Raw genomic sequence first — 24,891 nt, forward strand, 5'->3', positions numbered from 1 at the left:
TAATATAGATATTTGAAAGGAGAGGAGGCTGAATGGAGAACAGACAGGAGGCAAAAAAGAAAATTCACTTAAATGAATATATGGAAAGATTGCTAGAGCAAAGAAAGCATGAAGTCAGAAAGAAGGATCCTATTAATGAGCTGAATGAACGAAAAGGAGAGGGCCTTACATCTCCTTCAACAATGACGACGACAGAAGAAACAAGGTTATTAATGGAATATATAGACCGGGCAAACATCTTTCATCTATTGGAAAACAATGAAAAACGCGGAAAGTCATTAAAGCTTAGGAAATTTTTTAAATCAAAACGAAATCAGCAGGTGGAAATTTACTCTGCCATCGGTACTGAATCTCATTACAAGGAGGGAAAAGTCAGTACGGTGGGCCGTGATTTTGTGATGCTGACCAATTTAAAGGAACGGGTGTGGATTCCTTATTCTGTCATTCAATCGGCTAATATTGTGTATGGAATCCCAAACTATTCAAACACCCATCAGCATTATCTTTATGATAATAATTTGCGCACGAAGCTGCTGCGGCAATTCGGGGAAACTGTTTCAAAACGTGATCTTCTGAAGCAGCAATTTATTGAAGAAACATTAAAGACAAACTTAAACACCTGGAAGGACACATGGGTGAATGTCTGGATCAGCAGTGATGTCAAAAAGCTTGGTAAGATTATCGATTCTGAAGACAAATTAATCATTGCGTTTATGGGGAAAAAAGAAGAAATTCATTTTGAAGAGATACGTTATATTGAGACCATTCGGTTGTTAAGTGTATTTACTTATGGCTTTAAAAATTATTATAAAAAGTAGGACAACGGGGGAGGAAGTCATATGACGAGTGAGAAGAAACCGCGCAGCAGCATTGGAGAATTGGAAGATCGTTTTTTCAGAGAGCTATTGGCCCTAAAAGGAACAAGCATCTTAATTGTAACTGAATCCGATCAGCTCAATTTATTTGGCCAGACTTTTCGTCCGATTTTTTGCGGCGAAATAATTGATGTACAGCCAGGTCATCTAACTCTATTTCCAGTCAATATAAAAATAATAAATGCCCCACAATTCAATTTTCCCACACCTCTTAGTATTCCATTTGAAAAAATTGCTCACTTTACACCTGATTTTGACTGTAATGAAAGATTTCCATTAACGTAAGGAGGGACCAAAAAATGAGTCATGAAAATAGTATTGCAGGAATGAACTTCCCAACTGTCAATGTCATCCATGATCAGGCGCTGGTTGAGACATTTGTGGAGGGCATTGGCAAGAATATCTTTATTTTAACGCCATCATACCCATTTGTTTTTATCGGAAAGCTGGTAGATGTGATTGAGGATCAGGCAGTGGTGGATGTGAAGGTCACCTCCATTTCTGAATTGGAAAATCGGCAATGGTTTATTCACATCCATTCAATCGAGGTATTCTATATTCAACAAAAAGGAATGCCGCGAATTCCTGAGTTAAAGACCAATTTCTGAGTCATCAAGGGGGAGAGCTATGAAACGCAAATTTCATGTTGTGGCGATTTCGATTCGGATTGTGCTCAACAACTTTGGTGACTACAACCGAAATGGCATCATGTATGTTTTAAAGGAAAACGAACAAAAGGTGAAGGATTTAGTCAAGAAAAATCCTTTCACACCAGTTGATTTAGTGCAGCCACTTTGTATCCGTGCCAGTGTGGGGGACGAGGTGGAGATTTTATTTGAAAATCAGATCCATTACGCAACAGGCATGCATTTTCAGGAAGCTGATTATGATCCGCAAGATTCAGATGGCGCCAATGCCGGCTTCAATCCCAGTTCTTTAGCAGAGCCTGGTGAGAAAATCACTTACACGCTAAATGTAAATCATGAAGGTGTGTATATGTTCACAGATCTAGGAAACCCGGACAGCAGTGATCAGGGAACGAATATTAACGGGATGTTTGGCTGTCTGTTTGTGCAGCCGCGCGGCTCATGGTGGTCAGACCCGGTAACAGGGGGACCGATTAACAGCGGTGTGTATGCCGATATACATCATCCTTTTCTGCCATCCTACCGGGAATATGGATGGATTTTTCATGATGAAATGCCAACTCGGGATGTAACGGGAAATTCACCGCTGGATCCGATGACTAATCAAGAGCGTGAATCCACTCATGCGGTAAACTATCGCTATGAACCGATGGAAAATCGGGTTCGGTTATTAGAAGAGGGAGTCGTTAGCCCGGATGGCCATGGCGAAGAAGTTCACCATGATTCATGGGTCTTTGGAGATCCGGCAACGCCTATTTTGCGGGGGTACCGCGGGGACCCTGTAAAACTCAGGCTGGTTCATGGGGGTGTGAAAGAGACTCATGTTCTGCATTATCATGTGCATCAGTGGTCAAAAGATGCGAAAAATACAGAATCAGAAATCTTGGATGCCCAGGCAGTCAGCCCGCAATCCTGGTACACAGTTCAGCCTCATTATGGGTTAGGCTCTCTTCAAGGGGCAATTGGGGATGCAATCATTCACTGTCATCTTTACCCCCATTTCGGCGTAGGAATGTGGGGGATTAACCGTATTTTTGATACACTCCAAGATGGAACTGGCTGTTATCCAAATGGCGAGCCGATCCAGGCGCTGCAGCCGCTGCCTGATAGGCCATGTCCTCCGAAGCCAACAAAAGAAAGACCAGGATTCCCTAACTTTATTCCAGGAAAGCTTGGGTGTAAAGCACCACGGCCGCCGCTAGGGATTGTGGGCGGACGCGATATGACTGAACTGGAAAGAAACGCGGCCGTGCCAAATGCCAGACCAGGTGCTGTATTTGTCGATCCTTGTGCGCTTGCTGATAACCCTGTAGTGCAGGAGTTTAATGTTTCTCTGATCCAGCTTCCGATTGTGTACAATCGCCAAGGCTGGAACGATCCGATCGGAAGGATCTATGTTTTAGATGAAGATATAGAGGATGTGTTAAGCGGAAGAAAAGAGCCGGAACCATTGGTTATGCATATGACAGCCAATACGTGCGTGCGCATTAATTTTACAAATCGTCTGCCGGAAGTGGTTGGCGGCAGCGCATTCCAGCTTGTGACAAGAACATATGAAACAGGTGTTCATGTGCATTTCGTTAAATTTGATGTGCTTGTTTCAGATGGTGCGAATGTAGGCTGGAACTATGACTCTAGTGTTCTATCTGGGGAAACAATCCGTTATGAATATTTTGCAGATGTAGAGTTAAAAGCATGGTTTTTCCATGACCATTTGTTTGCGAATTTTCATCAGCAGCATGGCGTCTTTGGAACAGGAGTCGTTCATCCGCGCTTCACCAAGTTTTTAGATTCCAAGACAGGAGAAGAAGTGGATCATGGCGTGCAAATTACCGCGGTTCATCCGCTCATTCCTGATTACCGGGATATGGTTCTGATGGTTCAGGATTTTGCTCTGCTATATGACAAAGATGGCTGTCCGCTTCAGCCTCCAGACTTTCCAGGTTCACAGGATGACCCAGGATTGTTTGGAGTCAATTATAAAAATGAACCGCTGCAATTCCGGTTAGGAAAAGACAAAGATCCCGCATATTCCTTTAGTTCATATGTTAATTGTGATCCAATTACGCCGATCCTGCACTGTTATGAAGGTGATCCAATTCGGGTCAGACTTCTTCAAGGGTCGCATGAGGAATCGCACAGTTTCAACATTCATGGCTTGCGCTGGAAGGCGGAGCACCCTGACTCTGAAACAAAGTTGAGAGATCAGCAGCATGTTGGAATCTCTGAGTCTTTTACACTGGAAATGGCTGTTCCCAGGTCTGGGGATTATTTATGGACGTTTGAAACAGAAGAAGACTTATGGAATGGTTTATGGGGATTAATTCGAGCCTTTGATGAAGAAGTGGATTTTCTCATTCCGCTGTCTGACCGTGAACCACCGCCACAACGCACAAAAGCGCTGCCGGAGCCGACAGGAAAACCGCCGGAGAAAGCAAAAATCGTTCCATCTCCAGGGCCTGTGAATGCACCAGTCAAAACGTTTAACATCGTCGCCTTTCATAAACCAATAACGTACAGCAAATGGGATGAACGTGATCCCTTTGGAATTGTTTTTGCTCTCGAAGAAGATGTAGAAGATATTTTAGAAGGGAAAAATCCTGAACCGCTGATTATCCGTGCCAATCAGGGAGATGTTGTGGAGATTAACCTGACGTCCAGACTGCAGTTTGATCAGTTTCCGTTTCCAGATGGCATTTGGCCTTATCCTCCTGTAAAAGAGCAGGCCTTTTACCCGCCGTCCGTCAGAATCTCTCTGCATGCGCAGCTCCTTGATTATGATGTGAAAACTTCTGCGGGAGAAACAGTTGGCTTTAACCCTGATCAGTCAGCAGCTCCCGGTGAAATCATCACCTATAAATGGTATGTCGACAACCCTGTTGGCGCCTGCGGTTTATGGGATATGACCGATATTCGCAATCACCGTTCACTTGGTACATTTGGATGTTTCATCGCTGAAGCAAAAGGAACAAAGTATCTGGATCCTGCAACAGGTGAAGAAGTAAAAACGGGTGCGAATGTAGTACTGCGCAATCCATATTTGCCGGATACCCGAGAGTTTGTTCTTGTTCTGTATGATGGCGCAAGACTGGTGGATAAAAAAGGTGATTTAATTGTGGACCCGGTGGATGCCATTTTAGGCGGAGTAGATCCAGAAGATCGTGATGATTTGGTTGATACGTATGATAATGGCTCTAGAGGATTCAATTACCGGACGGAACGATTAATCAACCGTCTCCGAGAGCATCCAGTATTAAAAGATTTATTCAGTTCAAGGGTGTTTGGCGATCCGTCGACACCGTTATTTGAAGCATATCCAGGTGATCCGATCACAATTCGGTTAGTTAATCCATCAGAACGCCGGCGTGCCCACACATTCCATCTTCATGGCCATTATTGGAATAACGATGACAAAGACATTACGTCTGAAGTGCGATCTGTGGAAGGTGAAATTGTTGCAGGTCATGCCGTTGACTTGCCGCTGCATTACGGAGCAGGCAGCTTATATCAATATCCAGGAGATTATATGTACCGCTCCGGCAACATCCGCTGGGATATCGAGGCAGGAATGTGGGGAATTATCCGCGTTCACAAATCCAAGCAAAACCATCTTTTTGTCTTGAAAAAGAAAAATAAAAATGAAAACAAAATCTAACTGTGATTCCTATGCTGGAGTGTGCTGAAGGATGAAAGTCACAAAAAAGCTTCTAATTTTTTTGGTCATCGTCGTTGGTTTTTTCCTAGTTTACTGGTTATGGCCAAGTGACGATGGCTTGCCAATCCTTGATAAAGTGGATGCCTTTGAGTTAGACAATGTTCACGGAGATCGGTATGGCTCTGAGAATGGCAAAGTGAAACTAGTTTCCTTTTTCTATACGAATTGCCCTGATATTTGTCCGCTAACGATGATGGATTTTAAAATAATACAGTCTATGTTAAAAGATAAAGGTTTGTTTGGAGACGAGGTTGAGCTTGTCAGCATTACGCTCGATCCTGCATATGATACCCAAGAGGTCATAAAGGAATATGCACAAATCTTTGAGACGGATACAAAAGGGTGGAAGTGGCTAAGAGACACCCCGGAAAAAATAATGGAAATTGCCGGCGAATTTCAGATGCAGTATGAATTAGACTCCGAAACAGTACTCTATCATTCTACAACCATGTATTTAGTAGATGAAGAGAACAACATTCGGGCACTATATGACATGGCCTTTGCGGATGAACCTGTGAAAAAGGATGATATAGTGAGAGATATTGAGTTATTGGCGGGAGAGTGATTTCCTGGTATAGAGCAAGATTTTCCGAGAGAGAACTATACGGAGCAGACCAAATCGAAATTGATTTGGTCTTTTTTCATTTAATAGAGTTTAGATACGGACGGTGGGTAATCAATAAGCGGAAAAACTTCTCCTAATAATAAAATTGCACTGAAATGGACTAAAATAGACGGAGAGTTTCCGGTTATTCACTCGAAAAACGAGAAAAGTGGCCATTTTTCTGAGCTTAATGGGAAAATCTCCGCTTATTTACCCTAAAAAGAGCGAATTTTGGATTTTAGCCGGAAATTCTCCGCTTATTTAAGCTCACTCACTGGCTGCTTTATTGCAAATACACTGTACTAAACCTTTTACAATATTAAATTTGACTCTTCGCTGGGCAGCACGCGCAGAACCCTTGGTGCAATGCCAGTCATGTTGGCAATGTGTCATCCAGTAGGAAAAGGTAGACCCGTGGCTGCAATCTTCACAAGATTCCCTTCACTTCAGGATCCTATATATTATCAAGGTTAAGGCCGTATACTAATAGGCATCTGAATCTTCGCCTCGTTTACAAACATAGTAGAAATTCTACTCATTCAGACAACTCTTACAGTATGTTGAAAAACGAAGTTTACTAATTAATGGCGATGCCCAATTATTTACGGACATCTCTCACTTGTGCAGGAGTCAGAATATATTGATGAACAACTGGAGGTGAACAGAGTGAGAGAATTATATACAGATGCCCCCTCACACCGAGAAGTGCTGGATGATTGGGAACGAACAGCACTTGAACAATTTTCTGAAAAAATGAGTGATAAAACCAAGCCATTTCCTTGTATCCCGGCGACTTATGGGTTTTCAAAAAATCAATTGCGATATGGTTTTATTGGGGACCCGCGGAATGAGGAAACGTTATATGAACTAGCAGCCATACTAGGCAAGTTCACCAGAGAATCTAAACATTTCGGGCCCTATACTTCACTGATTATTTTTTATCAGACACCAGTTGATTTGAAGGAGACGTATACAGTGGAGGATTACGAACAGCTTTTCTGAAAGCAGCTTAGTGGTTTAAGTGCCGTTGATGCTGAGGAATGGCCAGAAGATATTCCGGTAGATCCTCATCATCCAATTTGGGAGTTTTGTTTCAACGGAGAAAAATACTTTATGTATTGTGCCACTCCTGCTCATGTCAGCCGTCAAAGCCGCCATTTTGACAATATGATGCTTGCAATCACTCCCCGGTGGGTTCTGCAGGAATTTAATAAAAAAGAAAAATTTGCGTGCAGCATTAAAAAGAAAGTCCGTGAAAGATTGACCAAATACGATGATGCGACCATCCACCCAGACTTGAACAGTTACGGATCTGAGGACAACTTTGAATGGAGGCAATACTTTCTTCGAGATGACGATACTTCCTTATCGAAATGTTCCTATCATCGGATGCTGAAATTTTTAAAGCTTGATAAGTAAAAAGGCACAGGAATGGAACTTCCTGCGCTTTAAATATTTAACTGATTCAACTCATTCAGAATATTATTTGTTGTGGCAATCGTGGCAATTTCTTTTTGCAGCATAGCTAAATCATGTTCTTTATGGATGCTGCATCATGATAAATCCCTTTATGGTCTGTAATCTCAAAAGCCGCAATGGCGTCTTCAACTAAAATTGTTTTAAACCAATGTTGGCACTCATCCGCGTAGTTGTTGAGACACCATGCTGAATAGACAAGCCTGTAAATCACAACCAATCGATTTGATTCGCTTTCAAATCATTCTCCAGCTCTGTGCCAATAAAGCCGCTGTTTGCATTTTTGATTTATACCAGTTCATTTGAGTGTGGCTTTACATTTTCCTCTTAAATCTGTCCCTAGCATGTTCTTATAGTAATGAAATGGTTTTATACATATTTTTTAAAATAATAATTTTTCGAAGTTATCATTTATACTCAACACATGAACTTTAAATTGTACATACTTAAGACTTCAGTGTATTTCCGATTTTAAACATATAAGTATCCTGATATACACTTCCAGGCTTCTTGAGAAGTATTTTTTAAGAGGAATAACCTAATTATACTTTCGCATTAAAAAAAGATATTTCTAAAGAAAATAAACAAACGGATTGACAATTTACCCTATGGGGTATAATATGAGTCTTGTAATTGATTTTCACTAAGAAGATATTTTAGCAAACAAACTAAAGTTTTTTGTTTTAGAATATACCTGTATGGGTATATATTTTTTCTATTATAAATACCACAGGGGGTAAAATGATGCTTCAAGCAAATATGCAGCTGGATGCAAAAGGGTTAGCATGTCCAATGCCGGTTGTAAAAACTAAAAAAGCAATGACAGATCTTGCAGAAGGTCAAGTACTGGAAGTGTTAGCAACAGACAAGGGCTCAAAAGCAGATCTCGCTGCATGGGCAAGTTCTGTTGGACATCAGTATATCGGAACAGTGGAAGATGAAGACATTCTTTATCACTATATTCGAAAGGGCAACAATGAACCAGAAGTTGAAAAAGCCTTTGAACAAACTGTAGCACTTAAGGATTTAGATACCCGTGGGGGGATGATTCTTGATGTGCGCGAGGCAGCTGAATATGCATTTGGCCATATTAACGAAGCAAAATCGATTCCGATGGGTGAACTGGAATCACGTCTAGAGGAATTAGATAAAAATGAAGAAATCTATGTGATATGCCGTACAGGGAAAAGATCTGATTTGGCAGCACAGCTATTAGCAAAAAACGGTTTTACAAAAGTTTTTAACGTTCTGCCAGGAATGAATGAGTGGAACGGAATTCTAACAAAAGAAGTCTAGGAGGAATTGATTATGTCAAATAAAGTAGCTATTATCGCAGCAAACGGTGGAATGTTTGATGCATACAAAGTATTTAATATTGCAACAGCAGCAGCAGCTTCAGAAAAGGAAGTACAAATTTTCTTCACTTTTGAAGGACTAAACTTAATTCATAAGCAGGCAATACATGCATTAGAAATGCCAGCTGGAAAGGAGCATTTTGCTGAAGGATTTAAAAAAGCAAATGTTCCTTCCATCCCTGAGCTAGTAGAAATGGCACAAGAACTTGGCGTTAAATTTATTGCATGCCAAATGACAATGGATGTTATGGGACTTGCCAAAGAAGATTTCGTTGATGGAATTGAAGTTGGCGGAGCTGTAACATTCCTGGAATATGCTAAAGATGCAGCACCAACATTAACATTCTAATGATATGCAGTGGGGAACTTTCTCCACTGCAAAAAAATACTTAAAAATATACCTAGGGGGGTAATTAAAAATGACAGTAAGTAAATGGACGGCAGCAAAAATTGCCCGAAAAGTAATTGATAAGAAAGAACTGTTTATTTTAGATGTACGCAATGCAGATGCATTTGCTGATTGGAAAATTGAAGGTCATAAATTCGACTATTTAAATATTCCTTATTTTGAATTGCTGGATGGAGTAGAGGGAATTCTGCCACAACTACCGGAGGATAAGGAAATATTAGTGGTATGTGCCAAGGAAGGGTCATCAGTTATGGTAGCAGAAATGCTATCTGAAGCGGGCAGGGAAGTTGCTTATCTTGAAGGCGGAATGAAATCCTGGAGCAGCTATTTAGAGCCTATAAAAGCAGCGGATTTAGAAAATGGAGGAGAGCTCTATCAGTTTGTTCGATTAGGAAAAGGCTGTCTATCTTATATGGTCATTTCAGAAGGTGAAGCTGCTATTTTTGACGCTGTACGATTTACAGATGTTTTTATAAATTTCGCAAAAGAAAAAGGTGCAAAAATCAAGCATGTGTTTGATACGCACTTACATGCAGACCACATTTCTGGCGGAAGGCATATTGCTGCTGAAACGGGTGCATTTTATTATCTGCCAGAGGAAGATGCTGCAGAAGCCGTATTTGATTACACACCATTAACGAATAATCTCAACGTGAAAATCGGTGCATCTCAAATAAATGTAAGTGCGCTATATTCACCTGGTCATACGATCGGCTCCACTTCATTTATGATTGACAATAAGTTTTTACTAACAGGTGATATTCTTTTTATTGACTCAATTGGCCGTCCAGATTTAGCCGGACTTGCAGAAGATTGGGTTGGAGACTTGAGAAATACATTATACTCTCGTTACCGTGAACTTGCAGAAGATCTGGTCGTATTGCCTGCTCACTTCATGATCATTGACGAATTAAATGAGGATGGCACAATAGCAAGGCGCCTAGGTGATTTATACAAAGAAAACCATGGTTTAAACATTGAAGATGAAGCGGAATTCCGCCGTACCGTTACAGACCAGTTGCCGCCGCAGCCAAATGCGTATGAACAAATTCGTCAAGTCAATATGGGGAAATTGAATCCTGATCATGATGAACAAACCGAAATGGAAATTGGGCCGAACCGCTGTGCAGTTCGATAGGTGAAAACGGAGACTGAACCTAGAAAGATACATTAAATAAAAGGATTAAAGGAGCTATTCACATGAATATTACAAAAACATTAGATGCAAAAGGTCTTACATGTCCTATGCCGATCGTTAAAACAAAAAAAGCAATGGACACTCTTAACTCCGGGGAGATACTCGAAGTTCTGACAACAGACAAAGGAGCGCTAAGCGATATTCCAGCTTGGGTGAAATCAGGCGGTCATACCATCTTAGAGCAGAAAACAGAAGAAGAGACTCTATATTTTTATATTCAAAAAGCATAATGAAAACCAAATAGCGAGCAGTCATCCTCGCTCGCTTTTCTATACTGGAAAGAAGGCTGGATTATGGACGTAATATTTTTAATCGTGGTATTTGCTATTGGATTTATTGGTTCTTTTTTATCCGGAATGTTAGGTGTTGGCGGTTCTATCATTAAATACCCAATGCTATTGTATATTCCGCCATTATTTGGCCTTACAGCTTTTACAGCTCATGAGGTTTCAGGCATAAGTGCTGTACAAGTGCTGTTTGCCTCAATTGCCGGAGTATGGGCATATCGGAAAGGCGGATATTTAAACAAGCAGCTCATTATCTATATGGGCGGATCCATTCTGATCGGCAGTCTAATCGGCAGTTTTGGATCCAGCTATTTGTCAGAACAAGCAGTGAATGTTGTGTATGGCATTCTTGCTGTCGTTGCGGCAGTTATGATGATGATGCCCAAAAAGCTTGCAGATGATGTTCCGCTAAATGAAGTGACATTTAATAAGGGGCTTGCAGCCATTTTAGCTTTAATCGTTGGAATAGCTTCTGGAATTGTTGGTGCTGCAGGAGGATTCCTGCTTGTGCCTATCATGCTGACAATCCTCCACATTCCAACGCGAATGACGATTGCAACAAGTCTGGCCGTTACGTTTATTTCTTCAATAGGCGGCAGTATAGGGAAACTCGTTACCGGTCAAGTAGACTATTGGCCAGCAATCATTATGATTACGGCAAGCCTGTTAGCAGCTCCACTTGGCGCAAAAGCTGGCAAAAACATAAATACAAAGATGCTGCAATTACTTTTAGCACTAATGATTGCAGGAACAGCCGTGAAGATTTGGTTTGATATTTTAGTGTGAAAGTTGCGGTTTGATACTCCCAAGCTTTCGATAAATACCTAAACATTTTAAATCGGAGGTTATCACATGAAAGAAATTACGGCAAAGGAATTAGAACAGAAACAAAACACAAAAGAAAAATTAAATATTGTTGACGTAAGGGAAGACGAGGAGGTAGCAATGGGGAAAATCCCAGGAGCAAAGCATATCCCACTTGGGCAGATTCCAGCTCGGCTAAATGAATTAGATAAACAGGAGCACTACTACATCGTGTGCCGATCAGGCGGAAGAAGCAGCAATGCATGTCAATTTCTTATTCAAAATGGCTATAACGTAACAAATATGGCAGGCGGCATGCTGGATTGGGAAGGAGAAGTAGAATAGTCTCTATTTCTCTATGAAAAAATTACCGAATTAGGAGTGATCATATGGGGATCATTGAATGGATTTTGTTAATCATCGTTTTTGCATTTCTCGTTAGTCGTTTTATGCCTGTAAAAGGCGTCAATAATATTGGTGTTCAAGAAGCTAAAGCTAAATTTAAGGATAATGGCGTTCAATTTATTGATGTTCGCACACCTGGTGAGTATAAAGCAAATCATCGCAAACCTTTTCAAAATATTCCACTGTCAAATATGTCCAGTGAAATTGAGAAACTGGACAAGGAAAAAGAGGTCGTTGTCATATGCCAAAGCGGAATGAGAAGTACTAAAGCTGCAAAGATGCTTAAGAAAAACGGCTTCCAAAAGATATACAATGTTAAAGGCGGTATGAGTGCCTGGATTTAGGAAAGGATGACAGTCATGGCAAAATTAGTGACACCTGAGGAAGTAATGAAAAGAATTCAAACTGGTGAAGAAGTCAATATAATCGATGTTCGCGAAAAGAGCGAAACAGCAGCTGGCATAATTCCAGGAGCAGAGCATATTCCGTTAGGACAGCTGGTGTTGCGTAAATCGGAACTGGATCAGGGAAAAGATTATATTATAACTTGTCAATCAGGCAACCGCAGCAAAGCTGCATGTGGAATAATGGAAGCATTAGGTTATAAGGTCGAGGACATGGCTGGCGGTATGAATGCATGGAGCGGAAAAACCGAGTGACATCTAAATAGTATGCCATGCCGGCTGTTTTAATCTGAATAAATTGAAGAAATAGAGGCATCCATTATGAATCAGGATATAACAATTTACACCACTACAATGTGCCCTGTATGTGCTATGGTCAGGGACTTTTTAACACATATGAATATTGAATTTAAAGAAGTGAATGTCGACATGAATCCTATAGCGATGATTAAACTAATAGGAAAAACTAAAAGACTCTCGGTTCCGCAGACACATATTAACGGGAAATGGGTTTTTGGTTTTGATCCGGAAAAGATCATGGTTGCCCTTAAGCAATCCAATTAAAAAGAAGGGAGGAATCATTCATGATAAAAGTTACACCGGCAGCTATATCTGCGATCACAAAAGAAATACAGACCTTCATCGATGAAGGCAAAAAGCCGTTGATCCGCTTATCAATGGGCATCGGCTGAGGAGGTCCACAGCTTCGCCTGGCTCTGGAAGAGTCAGCTTTAGAGAATGATGAAATAACGGAAGTAAGCGACATCCAATTTTTAGTGAACGAAAGAGATAAAGTGTATTTTCATAATGTCAAAATTGATTATGTAAAAGGAATTTTTGGCAGCGGGCAATTTAAAGTTATTAACCTTTAAATCTGTAAAACGTCTTTTAAGAGATTCATGCATAAATAAAAATCCCGGAACAAATATCGGCCTCCCGATATGTTACGGGATTTTTATTTGTCTTCATAGATTCTGTTCGTCTGCTAATATTCGGGTTCTTTGCAGGGTAAGAACTATAGGAGGATTTTAGTAACAAAGATTTAATTGCAAATACCAATGAACATTGCCATAGAAAAAACTGCCTCCATTTGTTTTAGACAGGAGGCAGTTACAATTACGTCTTTGAGATATCCAGAAAACCTTCACCGAATACATCGCGCACATCATGGATGGTCAAAAAGGCATTTTTATCAGTTTTTTGTACAATTCTTTTCAATTTTACAACTTCCTGTTTACTGATGACGATATATAAAATGTCTTTAGATGTTTTTGAGTAATAGCCATGGCCGGAAAAAACGGTCACTCCTCGGTCCATTAAGCTGTTTACTTGCTGTGCAATAATATCCGGACTTTCGGAAATAACGGTAACCGCTTTTTTTGGATTAACTCCTTCAATGATATATTCCATTACTTTAGTTCCTATATAAAGCATTACAATCGTAAACATAAGACTTTCCATCCCTATAATAAAGTAAGATGAAAACGCCACAATCAAGTCAAAAAATAATAACCCATAGCTGATGCTCCAGCCAAGATATTTATTTGTGATTCTTGCAAGAATCGTAGTTCCGGCTGTTGTTCCGCCGACTCTGATAATTAACCCGATCCCTACTCCGGCAAAAATGCCTCCAAAAATGGCGTTAATCATAATTTCTTCTGAGGAGATGCTCCAGGACATGGTCAGCTGCAGAAAAAGGGAGTGAAAAACAACCGCAATAATGGTATAAATCGTTGTGATCTTACTTAAAAATTTATATCCTGCAATAATTAAAATTCCGTTTAATATTAAACTGACCAACCCGGGTGACCATTCAAACAGGTAATATAAAATAATTGTAATTCCTGTTACTCCGCCTTCGCCAAGATCATTCGGGATAATAAAAAGATTCACGGCTAAGGCAAAAATAAATGAACCTAGTAAAATATAAATGATATCAATAACTCTTTTCTTCACGGTTAACCTTCCTTCTCAAGATGTATATCTCATATAGTCCCTACCTATCTTACTACAGAGCTCAGCAGGCGGAAACACCTCAAGCATTTCTTTCAGAATAAAAAACATAAATGCACACTTGGGGACATAGTATTGATTTGGGTATGGACCATGACGGTTGTGGCATCCAGAAGAAATGCTCCCAACTATAATCGGGATTAATTGATTATATATTACTAATTTGATATTTTTACCATTTCAATCCCTAAAAAAGCTTGACAGATGATGTAATCAAGTGTTAGTTTTTAAAACGTAATAATTACGATTTGAATACATATAAGATGGGGAGAGGGAAAGATGAAGAAACTATTATTTAGTTTGCTGTTCCTGAGTGTTTTCTTAGCAGCTTGCCAGGGAACGAATGATCAGGTTGATGGAACAGAGGAAACAGAAGCAGAGGTACATGAAGAAGAGGATCATCAACATGATGAAGAAACGAATCATCAAGATGCCCCTGAAAATGTAAAAATAGAGGGACTTGGTGATCATTACCATACTGGTGACGAAATTAAGTTAACAGCTGTCCTGGATGAAGAAACAGAATATGATCATTGGCATTGGTATAGCAGAGAATCAGCTGATGATGAATGGGTAAGCGTTGAAGGACAGGAATCAGAAGTATTTACGGCAGAAGCAGAGATTAATGGATTAGAAGTCAAAGCTGTTTTGCTAGATGATGACCACAATCCAAGTGTTCAATCGGCTCCTGTGACAATTGTTATTGATGATCATCACGGAAACGATGAAGCGAGCAGACAAATTTATAATGGTTATTTTGAAGATGAGCAAGTAGAAGATCGCCCATTGACTAACTGGGAAGGTGATTGGCAGTCTGTATATCCATATCTTGTATCAGGAGATTTAGATGTTGTATTTGAACATAAAGCAGAAAGCGGAGATATGACCGCAGAAGAATACAAAGAGTATTACACAACAGGTTATATAACAGATGTAGACCGCATTACGATTGAAGATAGCGTTGTTACTTTTTATGAGAACGGCCAAGAGAGTTCAGGAACATATGAGGCAGATGGCTATGAAATTCTTCAGTATGAAAAAGGGAACAGAGGAGTTCGTTATATCTTTAAATTAACAGATGGCGCAGAGAACATGCCTCAATTCATTCAATTTAGCGACCATAGTATTTTCCCGGTTGAATCCTACCATTACCACTTGTATTGGGGAGATGACCGCGCAGAATTGTTAGAAGAAATGGATCATTGGCCAACATACTATCCTTCCGATTTGGATACAGACGGTCTAGTGCGTGATATGTTAGCACATTAATTCTGCAGGTTTTAAAAAAACACCATATAATTTTGTTGAAATTAGGAGAATTCTAGACATTAAATCGTAATTATTACGTTTTTATGCAGTTGGAGGGAAAGAGAAATGAAAAAATGGTTTGGTTTAATGCTGGTCATGTCTACTATTCTATATGGCTGTCAAAGTTCCGACGAAAACAGTGAAGAAAATACAGAAGGTAAGCTATCTGTTGTTACATCCTTTTATCCGATGTATGAGTTTGCCCGCCAAGTGGCAGGAGAGCGAGCCGAAGTCTCATTAATGGTATCAGCTGGTGAAGATGCCCATCATTATGAGCCAAGCGCTAAAGATGTTGCAAAGGTAAATGAAGCAGATGTGTTTGTCTATAGCAGTGAAGAGATGGAACATTGGGCTGAAAGCTTATTAGAAACGACTGAGAATGAGAAATTAGTTGTTGCGCGTACAGCGGATGGTGTGGAATCAGCTCATAGCCATGAACATAGTGGTGGTGAAGAAAAAGAACCTGTAAACATTGAAATCCAAGGTGCTGCTGAACATTACCATACCGGTGATATGATTGAATTAAGTGCAGAAACAGATAACGGTGCAGAGTTTGAGCATTGGCACTGGTATACGAGAAAAAGTGCTGACGATGAATGGGCAGCAATACCAAATGAATTTTCCTCCGAACTTGAATATTTAGCATCCATAGACAATTTTGAAGTTCGTGCAGTCTTATTCGATGATAATCATAGAGAGTTTGCAGAATCTGAGCCTGTAAAAATTGTTATTGATAACCATGGCGAAACACCTGGCCAAGGGGAAGAAGAAGGACATGAACATGGCGAAGAAGAGCATGATCATAGTCATGAGCATGGTGATGAAGAAGGTCATGAGCATGACGATGAAGAGGGACATGATCACAGTCATGGTGAAGGTGAGGAAACAAATCACGATCATGAACATGGAAGTGCAGAAGGTGCTGAGTCTGTAGAGATCATTGGATTAGCAGACCACTATCATACAGGTGATGTCGTTACCCTTGTGGCAGAACTGCAAGGTGAGGCGGACTATCAGCATTGGCATTGGTATTCACGCTCAGGAGAAGACGAGGAATGGGAAGCTATTTCTGGTCAAGAAACCGATCATTTTGAATATAAAAATACAGGAGAGAGCTTTGATGTAAAAGCAGTCCTGCTTGATGATGATCATAATACGTATGCTGAATCAGAGCCGATTTCCGTTTTAATTGACGACCATGAAAATAAGGATCCCCATATATGGCTTGATCCTGTTTTAGTGCAAGAGCAAGTGAAAATCATCCGTGATGCTCTTATCAAAGCCGATCCAGATGGAAAAGAAGTCTACGAAAAAAATACAGAGGCTTTTAATAATGAATTGCAAGAATTGCATGAGGATTACGAAGCTGCGCTAGAAGATGCAGAAAAACGTGTATTTGTTGTACAGCATCAGGCTTTTGGCTACTTAGCAGATCGGTATGATTTAGAACAAATTGCCATTGGCGGCTTATCAACAGAAGTGGAACCAAGTCCTTCACGTATAGCAGAGATTGGAGACTTAGTAAAAGAACATAAAGTGCCGATCATCTACTATCAGCAGGGAGCCAACTCAAGCATAGCTGAAACGGTTGCAGCTGAAACTGGGACAGAAACAGCAACATTGTTTGATTTAGAAGTACTCTCTAAAGAATTAGAAGAAAAAGATTTAGGATATATTGAAGCAATGCGGGAAAACCTGGAGTCTTTGCAGCTGAGTGTTCAGTAATGGAGCAGGGTGGCGTGGTTCGGAAATCGATAAGCGGCGTATCTCTGCGTCAGCTCTTTCACTGCGCTTCTCACGTACGATGTACGTTCCGGTGCTCGTTCGGTCGCTTCCTTGATCTACTTTCTTCTCGCTTCCCTCACGGTTTGGTAAAAAGATGAGTTTGCTACACATTCTTTTTACGCTCTTGGGTAAAGCCTAAAATCCGGTGGGATCTTGCAGATGGGTGGTTAACCGAGGCTTTAAACGCCCGAAGTAACATGGAACCCGCAAGTTGGGTGGTTAATAACAGCCAGTAACTCCCCAAAGTCGGGGAGTTACGCCACTATTCTAAATGGTCATATTCCCTCACAGCCAAAATATAAATATACTAGAATCCCATAAAGAAAGGTCGCATGATTGTGCATTATATTGAAGTAGAGAATCTTGCCTTTCATTATAAAGAAGAGCCTGTTTTAGAGAATATCTCTTTTGTGGTAGGTCCAAAAGATTTTGTGATGCTCACCGGAGAAAACGGTGCAGCGAAGACAACGCTTTTGCGAAATATTTTGGGTCTATTAAAACCATCAAAAGGAAGGGTTCAGCTTTCAAAGAAAAATCAATACGGTGAGAAGCTGGTAGTTGGTTATGTATCACAGCAGATTGCCTCTTTTAACGCTGGTTTTCCGAGCACGGTTCTGGAACTGGTTCAATCCGGACGTTATCAAAGAGGCAAATGGTTTAAACGACTCGATCAAGCAGACAAAGAGCATGTTCGCCGTTCTTTAGAATCTGTTGGAATGTGGGACATGCGCCATAAAAAGATAGGGGAATTGTCAGGCGGGCAAAAGCAGCGGATTTCAATTGCGCGTGTGTTTGCAACTGACCCTGACTTATTTATTCTGGATGAACCTACTACGGGTATGGATGTCCATTCCCGAGAAGAATTTTATCAATTACTAAGACACAATTGCCTCGAGCATGGCAAGGGAATTCTAATGGTTACGCATGACCATGAAGAAATACGCCATTACGCTAATAAGCATATTGAGTTAGTGCGGAAGGAGGGCTCGCCTTGGAGATGTTTCTCTATGGATTCATGCAAAGAGCTTTCCAAGCTTCCATCCTAATTTCTCTCATTGCCCCCATATTAGGTTTGTTTTTGATTCTCCGCAGGCAATCGCTTATGGCGGACACTCTATCACATATCTCTTTAGCGGGAGTGGCACTAGGTCTGTTAATGGGTGTGAATCCTACATGGACCAATATTTTAGTAGTGGCTGTCATAGCTATTTTATTAGAATTTTTACGGCAAATGTACCGAACCTATTCAGAAATTTCAGTTGCGATATTAATGTCTGCTGGAATGGCTCTGGCACTGGTCTTAATGGGGTTAAACGATGGTGGAGCAACACTTAGCATGACGCAGTTTTTATTTGGCTCCATTGTGACCATTAGTGAACAGCAAATCTGGATGTTAATCGCCTTAACCGCTATTATTGGTGTCCTTTATTTTATTTTTCGAAAGCCTATGTACATTCTTACGTTTGACGAGGAAACAGCTTTTACTGCAGGTTTGCCTATTAAAATGATGTCCATATTGTTTAATGTACTAACAGGAGTCACGATCGCGATCATCATGCCAATCGTCGGGGCTTTGCTTGTCTCGGCCATCATCATTTTGCCCGCGGCTATCTCACTGCGGCTAAGCAAAAGCTTCATGGGTGTCATTTTTCTAGGAATGGTTATCGCCCTTGCCGGCATGCTGAGCGGGTTGGTCGCTTCCTATGAATTAGGTACCCCGCCTGGTGCTTCCATTACCTTAATTTTAATGATCATCTTTGCGGCTGCCACCTTGTTAAAATTTTTATGGCGCCAGGTAAGATTAGGCCGCTTGAAAAGGACATAATTATCCGAATGAATCTGCACACTGTGCAGATTTTTTTCATTGCAGAAAGAGTATTTTTGCAAAATATAAAGGTCTCACAGAGCTGTAAATAGAATAGGGTGTAGGAAGCTGTCGAAAAAATAGGCTCAATTTTCGTACATAATGATGAGTGACTATTCACAGTGAAAATCTGAAAGGAGAATCATGATGAATACAATTCAGAAAAAAATGCGCGGAGTATATTTAACAGGCAATGGCGGGCTTGAAAAATTAGAGTACCGCGAGGATATTGATGTTCCAGCACCAAAAGCAGGAGAAGTGCTGGTGAAAATCGGGGCAGCCGCTTTAAACAATACAGATGTGAACACACGTATTGGATGGTATTCAAAAAACGTAAAATTGGAAACAAGTCATGGTGGTGCTTCTGGATATGAAGAAGATGTTGAAGGCGATGGAACCTGGCTTGGGCAAGCAATGGAATTCCCCAGAATTCAAGGAGCAGATGGCTGCGGCAAAATCGTTGCAGCAGGAGAGGGTGTAAGCCCGGACAGAATTGGTGAAAGAGTCTTAATACGTTCTGTCCAGGAAAGAGAATCAAGTGAAAATGGGATCGAATCGATTACGTTTGGTTCAGAATGTGATGGTGCATTTGCTGAATATGCGACAGTACTGTCTGAAGAAGCCTTTGTCATTCATTCTGACTTATCGGATAAAGAGCTAGCCGCCTTTCCATGCTCCTATGGAACGGCTGAAAATTTGATTTATAGAGTTGGAGTCAAAAATGGGGATGTTGTATTAGTAACGGGTGCCTCTGGTGGAGTTGGATCTGCACTTGTGCAGCTGGCCAAAGTAAGAGGATGCAAGGTAATCGCTGTTTGTGATCCTGAAAAAGCTGAGAGAGTTAAGAGCTATGGAGCGGATGAAATCGTCAGCCGAGGAGACAGCTATGTCGAAAAGATTGGAAAAATGAAGGTAGACGCCGTTCTCGATGTAGTAGCTGGCAGTCAATGGCCAGAACTTCTGGAAGTCCTGAAAAAGGGCGGTAAATACGGAGTTGCCGGTGCCATTGCCGGACCACTTGTCGAACTGGATGTACGTGATCTTTATTTAAAAGATTTAAGTCTGTATGGAAGTACATATCAATCAAAAGAAGCGTTCCAGAATCTTATTCATTATATTGAAGAAGGAAATATTAAACCAGTAATCGCCAAGGTATTCCCGCTGAAGAATTTGGCAGAAGCACAAAAAGCGTTCCTGTCTAAAACTATGGTTGGCAAAGTGGTTATTGAGGTTGCTGGGGAATAGAACATAGTTCAATATGGAGATCCTATTTGAAAACCTTTCTGCCTTTGCAGGAAGGTGTTTTTTTGCTGATAATAATGATTTGAAGTTATTGACATCATTCGGTACTGTGTAATACTATATAGTGGTAGTTAGTAATACAGAATACTGTTAATACAGAGTACTTAAATATAATGGAGGATAAAATTTTGGATAATATCACTGAAATGCTGAAAGGAGTGCTGGAAGGGTGTGTGCTCGAAATCATCAGCAGCGGCGAAACATATGGCTATGAGATCACACAGCAGCTGCGGGAACTCGGCTTCACCGATGTCGTTGAAGGCACGGTCTATACGATTACAATGCGGCTCGAGAAAAACAATCTGGTGAACATTACGAAAAAAGCCTCCACTAAAGGACCGCCAAGAAAATTCTACACACTCAATGAAGCCGGGCAAGAGCATCTCCAGACGTTTTGGAGAAAATGGGAATTTGTTTCAAGTAAGATTACGGAGCTTAAAACCAAAGAAAAAGGAGAGAAATGATATGAGCATTTTTGAAAAATTGATTGGAAGTCTGGAAGACAAACGGGAATGGAAAGCGCTGGAGAACCGTGCAAAGGCACTTCCAAGCGAATATCACAATGCATATGAAGCCATCAAAAAATATATATGGACCGCAGATGGTCCTTCTGACTGGCAGGACACGAATCGTATTTTTACAGGAATTATTGATCTTTTTGAACAAGGCGCTGCAGAAGGCAAAAAAGTAACGGAGCTGACCGGAACGGATGTAGCCGCATTTTGTGATGAACTGTTGAAGGACACGAAAACGTGGAGAGACAAATACCGCGATAAATTGAATGATACGATTGGCAAAGGGTAATCTCATGCAGCTTGGGCGCATATACGAAAGTAAGGCGTCTGCTGAAAAAACTGCTGGGTTTCTCCTTATGCATAACAAAGCTATTTCGAGAAGTAAATAAAGGGAGGAATTCCGCTTATTCCGGGAAACGACCTTAATTCCTGCAAAATAAGCGGAGTTTTTCCGACTATATGAACAAAAACCTTATATTTCGTTACAAATTTAGCTGTTAACCGGAATATTTCCGCTTATTTCCTCCATTTTAGCCTCTTTTTACAAATTAACCGGAATTTCTCCGCTTATGAATAGGAATGCAGGGTTGTTTTGGGTTGCCGAAAGCTTTCGGTATGCAGAGATCATCATTTTTCTTGATACAAACTATTCAATCCGCACCTATCGGATCATAAAGAGGTTCTTGCGGCAGAAACTGCGTTTAGAACAGGCTCACTACAAGCCCACGGTAAAGATATTCTTTAGTATGTTTAAATGGAACCGACATTTTGAAGACGTTGGGAAACCGAACTTTTTTAATAGATTTATGATATATCGTAATAAGACCATTGTTGTGAATAATAAAAATCACTTGCACTTATGAATGAATCATACTAGCGAAAATGTTAAGCTGAAATTATGAAACTTGTACGAAAGGGCTGTTTTTATGGAACCAAATTTAAAAAAGAAGAAACCATCTTTTCTATACGCATTAGGTTTATTTCTCGTAATATTTATAGTTGCCTTTCTTGTGTTGTTTGTGTTTGGTGAATGAATTAAAATTTCAGAAATAGGAACCCGTTCAGCGGAAGGGTTCCTATTTTAATGTTAGATGTACAGGAAGATTTAAGGGCTAAAAGTACCAACAGCACTCTTGAACTGTAACCCTAGAGCGGTTTATTTCTTAATAGTTATAGCAATGAAATTCTACAGAGTTACTATAATGAGGATAATTCGCCTTCTGTCACCCATTTATGATAGGTAACAGCTTCTTCCGTTTCAGTGTCAATATAATCAACCATATATACTGTAGTTTGCTCAGCAGAATCAATAACCGCTGCTGCTCCATTCATCCCATCCATATGATCAGCATTTAAAACCACTTCATCACCAGGCTGAAAGGGTGCGGAGCCCTCATTTTCAAGCTCTTCATGTACTACCCATTTATGATCTTTCACTAATTCACCGTCGGTTGTTGAGGTATACGTTACAGAATAAACTGTTGTATCAAAGGCACCGGATATTTCTGCTTCAGCACCGTTCATTCCAGCCATGTGCTGTGCGTTGATAATCGCCTTGCTGCCAACAGGATAGGCTGGTTTTTCTGCTTCTGTCAAACCTTCTGGTACTTCACTAGAACCAGAGTGGTTCATTCCTTCATGATCAGAATGAGCATCTGACTCTTCATCTGTCACTGTATCCATCTCTTCATGTGAATGAGAGTCGCTGCCGTTATTTTCGTCTGAGACATTCTCATCACTTCCGCCGCAAGCTGATAAGCCGAACACTGTTAGTAAGGTCAGTATTCCTATTAATACATATTTGTTCATCTGAATTCCTCCATTCAAGCATTTTTAAGTCAGCTAAAAGCTATTTTATTTATAATACCCCCATGAGGTATAATTGTCAAAAGACTTTATAACCACTGGTTTGTTTAATAAGAAAACTAGCTGGTTTCTCAAAAGATGAGAACATGACCTGGACGGTTAAGTACTGCCTGAAAAAATAGAGTTCTGGAATAGTCATGGATCGTACAATTAGAGAAGGAATTTGAAGGATTTTAAGAGAAACATTAAATGACTATATTCAGAATTGATCAGTTAAAATAGGTGCTCTTCAAAATTCAATAAAAGAGAGGTAATGAAATGGAGTATCGAATAGAACATTTGGATTTACATATAAAATTGATTGGCAGAGGAACGCAGGTTCAAACAAGCAAAGCGTTTCAAGCAATTCCAGCGATTTGGAATACGGCAACAAAGGATGGCTTTGTACGGAAATTGGTGAATCTGTCGTGGGAAAAACCTAAATGTAAGCTAGAAGGTCTGTTGGGGGTTTGTGGAAAAGAGGCTGTCATTCTAGATGATGAGTTTTCATACTTTATGGGTGTAAGATACGATGGTGAAGTGCCAAGTGATATGGAATCCCTAATTATTTCACATCGAACTTGGGCAGTTTTTCCTGACATAACCACTGCATGGAAGGGATTATATACAGAATGGGTTCCAAGCTCTGGCTACGAACTGGCTAATGTGCCTTGCATTGAGTGTTATTATCCGCCAGAACGTCAACCTAGTAATGAGCTTTGGGTGCCTGTTATAGATAAATAATATACAGCAGCTAAGTTAAATTCCGCTGTTGGGGTGGAATTTTTTTAGATATAAATTCTAGAAATTCTCCATAATATTTCTAATATAATTCCAAGTTCATACAACCATAAAGAGCTGAATCATTTGAGGGTTTGGCGAATCCATCTATTCAGACACTGAAGGTGTTGGCGAAAGCCCTTAATGTTCCCACCTTTAGTTTTTTATTAGAAGAATCTAATACCGAAGAGTTAATTGTTCGGCACAATGAGCGTAAGCAAATGGTGGTTGAAAATCTTTCGTATGAATTGCTTTCTCCAGATTTTACAGGAACATTGGCAACAGCAATTATGAATGTTCCTCCTAACTCATCCCTTCTGAAAAGCTTCTTGAACATAAAGGAGATGAAGTAGCATATGTCTTGCAGGGGAAAATTAAAGTGTACCTAAACGATCAGGAGTATATTTTAAACACCGGAGATAGTGTCAAAATTCCAGCATATATGAAGCATAAATGGGAAAATCATTTCGAGGAGCATGCTTCGATTCTTTTTTCTGTCACTCTGCCAGCGTTTTAAGTTATTCGATATTGCAGAAAAAAGCTGCCTAACTTGAGGCAGCTTTTTTAAATCCCTGTCTTAACACCAAATCCAACTAAAATGATGCCTGTTGATTTTTGGAATGCTTTTTGGAATTTAGAATTATTCAGCCATTTTTTGGCGTAATCAATCACATAGACAAGGGTTAGAAACCATAAAACGGCAAGTAAGGTAAGAATGGATGCTAACAGGATTAATTGCTGATTAATGTGTCCGTTTAAATCAATAAATTGAGGCATAATTGTTATATAAACCAGTACGGTTTTTGGATTGAGTACATTACTCAATAATGCTTGCATAAAGGACTCTTTATTGTGGGTGCTTGAAGAATGACCAGGTGAATTGGCTTGTTCTTTCATTTCCTCCAGGGAAAACACACTTTTAGCAAAAAAGCTTTTGATCCCCAAATAAATTAAGTAAGCAGCTCCCAAATACTTGATTGTATTAAAGAGAATAACAGACTGTGCAATGACAACAGATAAACCAAGAATCGCGATAAGGGTCCAAAAGGAGAGTCCTGTTACCATTCCGAGGACCGTATAACGTCCAGCTTTTGTGCCATAGCTTAGTGTGTTTTTCACCAAAAGCATCGTATCTGCACCTGGAATAATAACCATCATTGCAGCAATCGATATGTATGTAAGTAAACTATCCATCATGTTTTCCCTCCTTTTAAGTAGTGACTACCAAGGTAACTACTTTTATGAGTATAGCAGAAGGATTTGGAAATGATCAATACGTTTTGATAAAATATTAGTTACT

At 40.2% G+C, this 24,891-nt stretch carries 24 protein-coding genes and 3 pseudogenes; 24 read left to right on the forward strand and 3 right to left on the reverse strand.

The annotated features are described in order from the left end of the window. The first annotated feature begins 32 nt into the window (after positions 1-32). The 15 genes and pseudogenes from J1899_RS05145 (at position 33) to J1899_RS05215 (ending at position 12,743) form a co-directional block, all read left to right on the forward strand. The gene (locus tag J1899_RS05145) at positions 33-818 is read left to right on the forward strand and encodes a hypothetical protein (protein WP_214477927.1); all 786 of its coding nucleotides are present in this window, start codon (positions 33-35) and stop codon (positions 816-818) included. Positions 819-839: 21 nt separating this feature from the next. Then, positions 840-1,160 (forward strand): hypothetical protein, encoded by a 321-nt coding sequence (locus J1899_RS05150; protein WP_214477928.1) that lies wholly within the window; start codon positions 840-842, stop codon positions 1,158-1,160. Between the two features lie 14 nt (positions 1,161-1,174). Beyond that, complete coding sequence (locus J1899_RS05155) at positions 1,175-1,483, forward strand: hypothetical protein (RefSeq protein WP_246586586.1); 309 nt, start codon at positions 1,175-1,177, stop codon at positions 1,481-1,483. A 19-nt stretch (positions 1,484-1,502) separates the two neighbouring features. Further along, the gene (locus tag J1899_RS05160; RefSeq protein ID WP_214477929.1) at positions 1,503-5,177 is read left to right on the forward strand and encodes a multicopper oxidase domain-containing protein; all 3,675 of its coding nucleotides are present in this window, start codon (positions 1,503-1,505) and stop codon (positions 5,175-5,177) included. A gap of 31 nt (positions 5,178-5,208) precedes the next feature. Continuing rightward, positions 5,209-5,802 carry an SCO family protein gene (locus J1899_RS05165; RefSeq protein ID WP_214477930.1) on the forward strand — a complete coding sequence of 198 codons (594 nt, stop codon included), beginning with the start codon at positions 5,209-5,211 and terminating at the stop codon, positions 5,800-5,802. A gap of 705 nt (positions 5,803-6,507) precedes the next feature. Next, a pseudogene (locus J1899_RS05170) lies at positions 6,508-7,260 on the forward strand (YqcI/YcgG family protein). Between the two features lie 801 nt (positions 7,261-8,061). Next, positions 8,062-8,613 carry a sulfurtransferase TusA family protein gene (locus J1899_RS05175; protein WP_214478761.1) on the forward strand — a complete coding sequence of 184 codons (552 nt, stop codon included), beginning with the start codon at positions 8,062-8,064 and terminating at the stop codon, positions 8,611-8,613. Positions 8,614-8,625: 12 nt separating this feature from the next. After that, a complete protein-coding gene (locus J1899_RS05180; protein ID WP_066448952.1) occupies positions 8,626-9,021 on the forward strand; it encodes a DsrE/DsrF/DrsH-like family protein in 396 nt (131 codons plus the stop codon). Positions 9,022-9,091: 70 nt separating this feature from the next. Next, positions 9,092-10,219 (forward strand): MBL fold metallo-hydrolase, encoded by a 1,128-nt coding sequence (locus tag J1899_RS05185; protein WP_214477931.1) that lies wholly within the window; start codon positions 9,092-9,094, stop codon positions 10,217-10,219. 62 nt (positions 10,220-10,281) lie between these two features. Then, on the forward strand, positions 10,282-10,509 hold the full coding sequence (locus tag J1899_RS05190) for a sulfurtransferase TusA family protein (RefSeq protein ID WP_214477932.1): 228 nt from the start codon (positions 10,282-10,284) through the stop codon (positions 10,507-10,509). Between the two features lie 63 nt (positions 10,510-10,572). Beyond that, positions 10,573-11,352, forward strand: coding sequence for a sulfite exporter TauE/SafE family protein (locus tag J1899_RS05195; RefSeq protein WP_214477933.1), 780 nt, complete (start codon positions 10,573-10,575; stop codon positions 11,350-11,352). A 66-nt stretch (positions 11,353-11,418) separates the two neighbouring features. Continuing rightward, on the forward strand, positions 11,419-11,715 hold the full coding sequence (locus tag J1899_RS05200; protein ID WP_214477934.1) for a rhodanese-like domain-containing protein: 297 nt from the start codon (positions 11,419-11,421) through the stop codon (positions 11,713-11,715). A gap of 44 nt (positions 11,716-11,759) precedes the next feature. Continuing rightward, the gene (locus J1899_RS05205; RefSeq protein ID WP_214477935.1) at positions 11,760-12,119 is read left to right on the forward strand and encodes a rhodanese-like domain-containing protein; all 360 of its coding nucleotides are present in this window, start codon (positions 11,760-11,762) and stop codon (positions 12,117-12,119) included. Between the two features lie 15 nt (positions 12,120-12,134). Continuing rightward, a complete protein-coding gene (locus J1899_RS05210) occupies positions 12,135-12,434 on the forward strand; it encodes a rhodanese-like domain-containing protein (RefSeq protein ID WP_082851730.1) in 300 nt (99 codons plus the stop codon). A gap of 66 nt (positions 12,435-12,500) precedes the next feature. Further along, a complete protein-coding gene (locus J1899_RS05215) occupies positions 12,501-12,743 on the forward strand; it encodes a glutaredoxin family protein (protein WP_214477936.1) in 243 nt (80 codons plus the stop codon). A gap of 552 nt (positions 12,744-13,295) precedes the next feature. On the opposite strand, the gene J1899_RS05220 is transcribed toward J1899_RS05215, so the two are convergent. Further along, positions 13,296-14,135, reverse strand: coding sequence for a YitT family protein (locus J1899_RS05220; protein ID WP_214477937.1), 840 nt, complete (start codon positions 14,133-14,135; stop codon positions 13,296-13,298). A gap of 336 nt (positions 14,136-14,471) precedes the next feature. Here J1899_RS05220 and J1899_RS05225 point away from each other — a divergent pair, with 336 nt between their 5' ends. The 7 genes from J1899_RS05225 to J1899_RS05255 all read left to right on the forward strand — a co-directional run bounded on the left by J1899_RS05225 (position 14,472) and on the right by J1899_RS05255 (position 21,255). Then, the gene (locus J1899_RS05225; RefSeq protein WP_214477938.1) at positions 14,472-15,461 is read left to right on the forward strand and encodes a ZinT family metal-binding protein; all 990 of its coding nucleotides are present in this window, start codon (positions 14,472-14,474) and stop codon (positions 15,459-15,461) included. Positions 15,462-15,566: 105 nt separating this feature from the next. Continuing rightward, complete coding sequence (locus tag J1899_RS05230) at positions 15,567-17,225, forward strand: metal ABC transporter solute-binding protein, Zn/Mn family (protein ID WP_214477939.1); 1,659 nt, start codon at positions 15,567-15,569, stop codon at positions 17,223-17,225. A 392-nt stretch (positions 17,226-17,617) separates the two neighbouring features. Beyond that, positions 17,618-18,331 (forward strand): metal ABC transporter ATP-binding protein, encoded by a 714-nt coding sequence (locus J1899_RS05235; protein WP_371806968.1) that lies wholly within the window; start codon positions 17,618-17,620, stop codon positions 18,329-18,331. Beyond that, a complete protein-coding gene (locus J1899_RS05240; RefSeq protein ID WP_066448918.1) occupies positions 18,277-19,110 on the forward strand; it encodes a metal ABC transporter permease in 834 nt (277 codons plus the stop codon). Before J1899_RS05235 ends, J1899_RS05240 begins: the two co-directional genes overlap by 55 nt. A gap of 183 nt (positions 19,111-19,293) precedes the next feature. Then, positions 19,294-20,394, forward strand: a complete 1,101-nt coding sequence (locus J1899_RS05245) for an alcohol dehydrogenase family protein (RefSeq protein ID WP_214477940.1) — start codon at positions 19,294-19,296, stop codon at positions 20,392-20,394. A 185-nt stretch (positions 20,395-20,579) separates the two neighbouring features. Further along, positions 20,580-20,915: a PadR family transcriptional regulator gene (locus J1899_RS05250; protein WP_066448915.1), complete on the forward strand. Its 336-nt coding sequence runs from the start codon at positions 20,580-20,582 to the stop codon at positions 20,913-20,915. Between the two features lies 1 nt (position 20,916). After that, positions 20,917-21,255 (forward strand): DUF1048 domain-containing protein, encoded by a 339-nt coding sequence (locus J1899_RS05255; protein ID WP_066448912.1) that lies wholly within the window; start codon positions 20,917-20,919, stop codon positions 21,253-21,255. A 908-nt stretch (positions 21,256-22,163) separates the two neighbouring features. On the opposite strand, the gene J1899_RS05260 is transcribed toward J1899_RS05255, so the two are convergent. Further along, positions 22,164-22,775: a YdhK family protein gene (locus J1899_RS05260; protein ID WP_214477941.1), complete on the reverse strand. Its 612-nt coding sequence runs from the start codon at positions 22,773-22,775 to the stop codon at positions 22,164-22,166. Positions 22,776-23,075: 300 nt separating this feature from the next. On the opposite strand from J1899_RS05260, the pseudogene J1899_RS05265 reads away from it, so the two are divergent. Then, a pseudogene (locus J1899_RS05265) lies at positions 23,076-23,555 on the forward strand (GyrI-like domain-containing protein); the annotation flags it as partial. 128 nt (positions 23,556-23,683) lie between these two features. Continuing rightward, positions 23,684-24,108: pseudogene (locus J1899_RS05270) on the forward strand (cupin domain-containing protein); the annotation flags it as partial. Between the two features lie 47 nt (positions 24,109-24,155). Here J1899_RS05270 and J1899_RS05275 read toward each other — a convergent pair. Continuing rightward, the gene (locus J1899_RS05275) at positions 24,156-24,785 is read right to left on the reverse strand and encodes a homoserine/threonine efflux transporter (RefSeq protein WP_214478762.1); all 630 of its coding nucleotides are present in this window, start codon (positions 24,783-24,785) and stop codon (positions 24,156-24,158) included. Positions 24,786-24,891 lie beyond the last annotated feature (106 nt).

It is taken from the genome of Cytobacillus gottheilii, assembly GCF_018582665.1.
In the GTDB taxonomy this organism is placed as follows: Bacteria; Bacillota; Bacilli; order Bacillales; family Cytobacillaceae; genus Cytobacillus; species Cytobacillus gottheilii.